We start from the raw sequence: 6,294 nt of genomic DNA, 5'->3' as shown, positions 1-6,294 counted from the left end.
TTACTTTAATTGGTATAAAGACACCGAGCCCCTGCACTTCATGCTATTCCGGCACATATCAGAAAGCCTAGTCTGACTACTAGGCTTTCGTCGTTTCCTGCGTATGTGTTTTGGGTTTTAGTAGTAGATCCTTATCGCTAGCTATGAAGTGCTTCTCTATATATCGGGAGGTGCTGCTTGGGAATATAGGTGGTCACTTCTAACTCTTAAGCTAAATAGAGCAGAGCACTAATCTGATTGTTTTACTATGTGAAATTCTCTATCGCGTACGTACTTCGCCCTAAGGAGTGAGACTTTATTGCTTGAATACGTAAAGGGTAATTGTCGATTATGTTCGTATTGGTACTCGTTTAGCTGCTATCTAAACCATACCTGATACACGTATCTGGAACCCTGAGACTGACTAAGGAAAAGGTAGGATGCTTAACACTTCAAGCTATCACACTCACTATGCATAAATAGAGATGTTGATTCGAAAGACCATCAAACAAACCTAAATAGCTATCTCGTAGATACAAAAACGCCTAGCGTGTGCTAGGCGTTGATAACTAGTGTTTCTAATACACTGACTACAGTATTTGTTTGAGTACTCTGTCGGCTTTTACACGAGTGATCTTACGAATCAACTTCTGAACTTCCATCGGGTAGCTCTCTATCTTGTCTAACTGCTTATAAGTACAGATAAGCTGAGTGTGTTGAAGGATGTTATCCACTTCAGCCTGAAACTTGTCTGTTAGGTGATGGTAGTTATCTTGGATAAAGATACCGTTCTCTAGATCCAACTTCCATGCGCGTGGATTTAGATTATTACCTGTTAGTAGCATGTAGCGCTTATCTACCCAAATGCCCTTTAGGTGGAAGCTATTGGAATCGTGTTGCCAAAGTCGAATTGATAGATTACGGCTAGCAATATGAGCTTCATTCGCTTTAGCGAAACGGCGTAAGTTCAGTTCGTAAAGGTATGGCAAACCACCAATCGTTTTAAACTCTTCTTCTGGTGAGATAAAGAAATCATTCGCTGTCTTATCACCAACAACAATGCTGACCTTTACGCCACGCTTAAGTGCTTTCTTCACTTCTTTAGCTAGGCTAGGTGGGAAGTTGAAGTAAGGTGTGCAGATGAAGATTTCATCTTTAGCTTGAGCGACGAGTTGGTTGATTCCCTGATTCAGACGGTTACGTCTTTTACCGATACCAACCAATGGTGTTACAGCCACTTGCTCTGCTGAAACCTCTTGCCCTTCGAATTGATACTGAGACCTTGCCAATGATGCTCGAAACTGACGAATCGCTGGTTTCAGTTCTTTGGTCGCAGGCTTGTTCTTATCAGCCAGGTCATAAACAGCGCTGTCCGCAACCATCTGTTCGTGTACGTAGGCAAACATTGAGTCAGCAAGAGCTGCATTGTTTAAAACATGGTAACGATCAAAGCGATAGCGGTCATGGTAATTCAGATAGATATTGTTAAGGCTTGCACCGCTGTATATCACGCTATCATCGACGATAAAGCCTTTTAAGTGCAATACGCCAAAGACTTCTTTGCCGCGAACGGGAATGCCATAGACAGGCACAGAATGTTGATATTTCTCTGCGAACTCTTTATACATGGCTGCATTGCCTTCAGAAGACTCTGCGCCAATCAATCCACGCTGCGCCCGGTGCCAATCGACACAAACGCTCACGTCTAATTCTGGATTCTTTTGCTTTGCTTCATATAAGGCAGTTAGGATCTCACGGCCAGCCTCATCATCTTCAAGATACAAAGCGACTAAACTAATACGAGTCGTTGCGCGAGATATTTCATCAAGTAGGCGAGTTCGAAACTCTTGCGCTGATAGTAGTACTTCAAACTTGTCAGGATTCTGCGCTATGGTTGGCAACTGTATGAATGGATTCCTACTGGCAATCATATTGACTGTTTTACCTTAAAAATATGCAAAATTGCGAACCTTTAATTTTACCAAAGGGATAGCACCAAATACTAGATAATCGAGGCATTCTCTAACAATTTTGCTGATAATGCATAGGAATGAGATCTTTTCCGCTATTCGAATAGCGCTCGTATAAAACTCTTAAACCATTTGGTAGATCTTTAGGGTCTACTTGTACGAATTTGTGTCGCGCGTAAAAATTGGTGAGATGAGCGTACGCAAAGCAGTAATCATCTTCCGTAAGCGTATGTTGCGCACAATAATCCATAAGCTGGGAGCCTAATTGCTGACCACGATGTTGTTTTGATATCGCCATACCGGTAAGTAAGCGATTATTTTCTATTGTACGAAAACGCACGACACCGCACAGTTCGTTATTCAGCAATAACGAATAGATCAGTTCACTCTTATTCGCTTTTCCCGTTGGGTAATGTTCTTTATAGAAACTTTTAACTAGGGGAACCTTTACTGGGTCTAATTGAGTAATGATGACATTGTTCATTCAGTCACTGCGCCATTGGTTTATCTGCTGTAGAATGACCGCAGTGTAAGTTAATTGAATATCGCCATGCAATTCCATCTCAATGCTAGTTTAAAAAATGTTCATACTTTTTCCATCGATCAGACGTGTGATGCGTTGGTTGAAGTCACCACTACCGAAGAACTTATTTCGCTTTACAAAGACCCTAAATGGTCAGCTTTGCCTAAGTTAATACTGGGTAAGGGCAGTAATATGCTTTTTACTGAGCACTTCGCTGGCCTGGTCATCGTGAATAAATTAGCCGGGATTGAGCTGGCCGAGACGGACAGTCATCACCTACTGCATGTGAGTGGTGGCGAGGATTGGCCAAGCTTGGTTGAGTGGAGTGTGGATAAAGGGCTGGGTGGTCTAGAAAACCTAGCAATGATACCCGGCTGTTCCGGCTCTGCTCCGATTCAGAATATTGGTGCGTATGGTGTTGAGCTACAAGACGTATGCGAGTATGTCGATATCCTGTGTCTGGATACTTATACAGTTAAGCGATTAAGCAAAGAAGAGTGTCTCTTTGGTTACCGAGATTCTATTTTCAAACACGCTCTCTACGATAAAGCGATTGTTGTTGCGATTGGTTTAACGTTGCCGAAAGAGTGGGAGCCATGCAATCACTATGGCCCGTTAAAAAGCCTAGCAGCCGATACGCTCTCCCCTCGCACTATATTTGATGAAGTGTGTGCTATCCGTTCAAGTAAGCTGCCAGACCCTAGAGTACAAGGGAATGCGGGTAGCTTCTTCAAAAACCCTGTGATCACCAAAGATCATTTTGATCGCTTGTTAGCTCTATATCCAAATATGGTTGGTTATGAGAGTAATGACATGATCAAAGTTGCTGCTGGCTGGCTGATTGATCAATGCCAGTTCAAGGGTGTGACAGAAGGTGGCGCTCAGGTTCACCCCAACCAAGCATTGGTTATTATCAATTATGATGAGGCTTCTGCTGTGGATATCCTTAAGCTTGCAGAGCGAGTGCGCCAGTCCGTTTTGAATAAATTCGATATTCGATTGGAACATGAAGTGCGCTTTATGGGACGAGACTGCGAGACAAACTTGGATAAGGCTTTGGAGTCATTGGCATGAGAGAGCACAGTACCAAGCTTGCACTATTGAGATGTCTTGCTGACGGTGAGTTTCATTCAGGTGAAGACCTAGGTGAAATGATTGGCGTATCACGAGCGGCTATCAGTAAGCACATTAAAGGTATTCAAGAGTGGGGTTTAGATATCTACCGAGTACAAGGCAAGGGTTACAAACTAGCCAGTCGTTTGGATATGCTTGACCAAGACAAATTGTCTGCAGTTAGTCGCGATGCTTCTCTTGAACTCATTCCCATCATAGGTTCTACAAACCAACACCTATTAGAGCGCACTAACACCCTCGAATCGGGTTCTGTCTGTATTGCTGAATATCAAGCTGCGGGTCGTGGACGCCGTGGACGAGAGTGGGTATCACCATTTGGTGCAAACCTCTATCTTTCAATGTATTGGAGACTCGACGCGGGGATGGCTGCCGCAATGGGCTTAAGCCTTGTGGTTGGTGTAGCTGTTGTTGAAGCTTTGGAAGAGATGGGCGTAGAAGGTGTAAAGCTTAAATGGCCGAACGACCTTTACCACAATGACAAGAAGCTTGCAGGTATCTTGGTCGAGCTGTCAGGACAGTCTGGCGGCGCTGCGCATATTGTGATTGGTTTAGGGCTAAACCTATCCATGGATCCAACAACATCAGGTATTGGCCAGCCATGGACTTCCCTTAAAGAAGTGTGTGATGGGAAGGTGCCAGACCGTAACCAGTTAGCGCAGGCTCTGATCAATGCTTGGGATAAGTCACTTGTCGACTACGAGTTGAAAGGAATGTCCAATTTTTTAGAGCGTTGGAACCGCTTGGATAATTTCTTAGGTCGCAATGTTAGATTGATCATTGGACCTAGAGAAATTGAAGGTGTTGTTCAAGGCATCGATGAACAAGGTGCTGTATTGCTCAAAACTGAGAATGGTGTCGAGAGCTATATTGGTGGCGAGATATCGCTAAGAAAAGGCGACTAAGGCGTTACTATTTTCTTAGTAACACTTCTTCAACCATATGATCTGCGCCTTTACGTAGAATCAGGTGAGCCCTTTCTCTTGTCGGAAGGATATTTTGTTCAAGGTTCAAGCCATTAATTGAACTCCAGATACCTTCTGCTTTGTCCAATGCGGCTTGGTTCGATAATTTAGTGTAATGACTAAAGTAAGAGCCAGGCTTAGTAAACGCGCCATCGCGGAATTTCATAAAGCGATTGACGTACCATTCTTTGATTTGTTGGCTATCAGCGTCAACATAGAGTGAGAAATCAAGGAAGTCTGAAATAAACACGCGATGTGGCTCGTGTGGATAATTCATTCCGGTTTGTAAAACATTAAGCCCTTCAATAATAAGCACATCTGGTAGGTCGACGCACTTAACGTCATCAGTAATATTGTACGTAAGATGCGAGTAAACAGGGGCTGTGACATTTCTCTTGCAAGCTTTTACATCCGAAACAAAGTTCACTAAACGCTTGATATCGTAAGATTCAGGAAAGCCCTTTTTGCTCATCAACCCTTTCTCTTCTAACACCTCGTTTGGATATAAAAAGCCATCGGTTGTCACTAGTTCAACTTTTGGGTGGTTTTCCCAGCGAGAGAGTAGGGCTTTAAGCAGACGCGCAGTGGTACTTTTGCCAACAGCTACGCTACCCGCAATACCGATGATAAAAGGTGGCGCTTTCTCTTTCTTATCTAGAAATTGGTGGAGTACCGAGTTTCTATTCTGTCTGGCTGCCACATAGAGGTTCAATAGACGAGATAGCGGTAGATAGATCTCTACTGCCTCTTCCATTGTGAGCTTTTCATTGATGCCTTGAAGCTCTTTTAAGTCGCTCTCAGAAAGTGTCATCGGAACTAAATTCCTTAGCTCAGACCAACGTTCGCGGTCAAATGACATAAATGGGCTCATACAAAACTCTATAGTGGATAACAAAACAAGTGCATGGAAAATACATCAAGCGATAGATAAATAAAATATCTTCCTGTACTAGATGCGGGTTAAAGACGTAAACCTTGAGCTAAATAGCCGTATGTAGGAGTTTGGTCAGAGAATTTTGCACTTTTTTTCAATTTACTATTGCAAGGTGGAAAATCATTCAATAAAATGCGCCCCACTTGTGCCGACTTAGCTCAGTAGGTAGAGCAACTGACTTGTAATCAGTAGGTCACCAGTTCGATTCCGGTAGTCGGCACCACTTTCTCCCTTCCTATAAGGCAAGCGAGAGAAAGCTCAAAATTTGGAGAGGTTCCCGAGTGGCCAAAGGGAGCAGACTGTAAATCTGTTGGCACTGCCTTCGATGGTTCGAATCCGTCCCTCTCCACCATATTCTAAAGGTTAAATAGCTCAAACAGAGTTACGTGTTGCGTGCATCGTATAATGGCTATTACCTCAGCCTTCCAAGCTGATGATGCGGGTTCGATTCCCGCTGCACGCTCCAACTCATTTTGTGTGCTGATATAGCTCAGTCGGTAGAGCGCACCCTTGGTAAGGGTGAGGTCCCCAGTTCGACTCTGGGTATTAGCACCAGTCTAAAGCTTCTTCTCCTTTAATAAAGAAAACCATTTTTTTTGGTTGCGTGGTCTTATTTTAAGCCACCTAATCCGTACCTAGAGGGACACCCCATGTCTAAAGAAAAATTTGAACGTACGAAACCGCACGTAAACGTTGGTACTATCGGCCACGTTGACCACGGTAAAACAACTCTAACTGCTGCTATCTGTACTACTCTTGCAAAAGTGTACGGTGGTGTTGCTAAAGATTTCG

6 protein-coding genes and 4 tRNA genes are annotated in these 6,294 nt (G+C 43.5%); 7 read left to right on the top strand and 3 right to left on the bottom strand.

Annotated features, from left to right (window positions below; all coding sequences use genetic code 11):
• Positions 1-569 precede the first annotated feature (569 nt).
• Both pssA and AB4507_RS22765 read right to left on the bottom strand, forming a co-directional pair.
• Positions 570-1,910, bottom strand: a complete 1,341-nt coding sequence (pssA, locus tag AB4507_RS22770) for a CDP-diacylglycerol--serine O-phosphatidyltransferase (RefSeq protein WP_372183471.1) — start codon at positions 1,908-1,910, stop codon at positions 570-572.
• 91 nt (positions 1,911-2,001) lie between these two features.
• Positions 2,002-2,433 carry a GNAT family N-acetyltransferase gene (locus AB4507_RS22765; protein WP_372183469.1) on the bottom strand — a complete coding sequence of 144 codons (432 nt, stop codon included), beginning with the start codon at positions 2,431-2,433 and terminating at the stop codon, positions 2,002-2,004.
• Positions 2,434-2,499: 66 nt separating this feature from the next.
• Between AB4507_RS22765 and murB the strand changes: the two genes are divergently transcribed.
• Together murB and birA are read left to right on the top strand one after the other, a co-directional pair.
• A complete protein-coding gene (gene murB / locus AB4507_RS22760; RefSeq protein WP_017059799.1) occupies positions 2,500-3,546 on the top strand; it encodes a UDP-N-acetylmuramate dehydrogenase in 1,047 nt (348 codons plus the stop codon).
• Positions 3,543-4,508, top strand: a complete 966-nt coding sequence (birA, locus tag AB4507_RS22755) for a bifunctional biotin--[acetyl-CoA-carboxylase] ligase/biotin operon repressor BirA (protein WP_017059800.1) — start codon at positions 3,543-3,545, stop codon at positions 4,506-4,508. Before murB ends, birA begins: the two co-directional genes overlap by 4 nt.
• A 7-nt stretch (positions 4,509-4,515) precedes the next feature.
• Here birA and coaA read toward each other — a convergent pair whose 3' ends face one another.
• Positions 4,516-5,439 (bottom strand): type I pantothenate kinase, encoded by a 924-nt coding sequence (gene coaA, locus AB4507_RS22750; protein WP_017066910.1) that lies wholly within the window; start codon positions 5,437-5,439, stop codon positions 4,516-4,518.
• A gap of 210 nt (positions 5,440-5,649) precedes the next feature.
• On the opposite strand from coaA, the gene AB4507_RS22745 reads away from it, so the two are divergent.
• The 5 genes from AB4507_RS22745 to AB4507_RS22725 form a co-directional block, all read left to right on the top strand.
• A tRNA-Thr gene (locus AB4507_RS22745) sits at positions 5,650-5,725 on the top strand.
• Between the two features lie 44 nt (positions 5,726-5,769).
• Positions 5,770-5,854: transfer RNA gene (locus AB4507_RS22740), tRNA-Tyr, on the top strand.
• Positions 5,855-5,893: 39 nt separating this feature from the next.
• Positions 5,894-5,968: transfer RNA gene (locus AB4507_RS22735), tRNA-Gly, on the top strand.
• 13 nt (positions 5,969-5,981) lie between these two features.
• A tRNA-Thr gene (locus AB4507_RS22730) sits at positions 5,982-6,057 on the top strand.
• A gap of 95 nt (positions 6,058-6,152) precedes the next feature.
• Positions 6,153-6,294: GTP-binding protein (locus AB4507_RS22725; RefSeq protein ID WP_242456805.1), on the top strand; the 142-nt coding region annotated here is incomplete at its 3' end.

Source organism: Vibrio sp. 10N.222.54.A3, assembly GCF_041474095.1.
Taxonomy (GTDB): Bacteria; Pseudomonadota; Gammaproteobacteria; order Enterobacterales; family Vibrionaceae; genus Vibrio; species Vibrio crassostreae_C.
The sequence above is the reverse complement of the archived record's forward strand: the minus strand, read 5'-3'. Positions and strand labels throughout refer to the sequence as shown.

What these genes read in the sequence shown, in the direction of transcription:
- AB4507_RS22765 (WP_372183469.1), bottom strand. Translation starts at nt 2,433, where the DNA reads ATGAACAATGTCATCATTACTCAATTAGACCCAGTAAAGGTTCCCCTA.
- birA (WP_017059800.1), top strand. Translation starts at nt 3,543, where the DNA reads ATGAGAGAGCACAGTACCAAGCTTGCACTATTGAGATGTCTTGCTGAC.
- pssA (WP_372183471.1), bottom strand. Translation starts at nt 1,910, where the DNA reads ATGATTGCCAGTAGGAATCCATTCATACAGTTGCCAACCATAGCGCAG.
- murB (WP_017059799.1), top strand. Translation starts at nt 2,500, where the DNA reads ATGCAATTCCATCTCAATGCTAGTTTAAAAAATGTTCATACTTTTTCC.
- coaA (WP_017066910.1), bottom strand. Translation starts at nt 5,439, where the DNA reads ATGAGCCCATTTATGTCATTTGACCGCGAACGTTGGTCTGAGCTAAGG.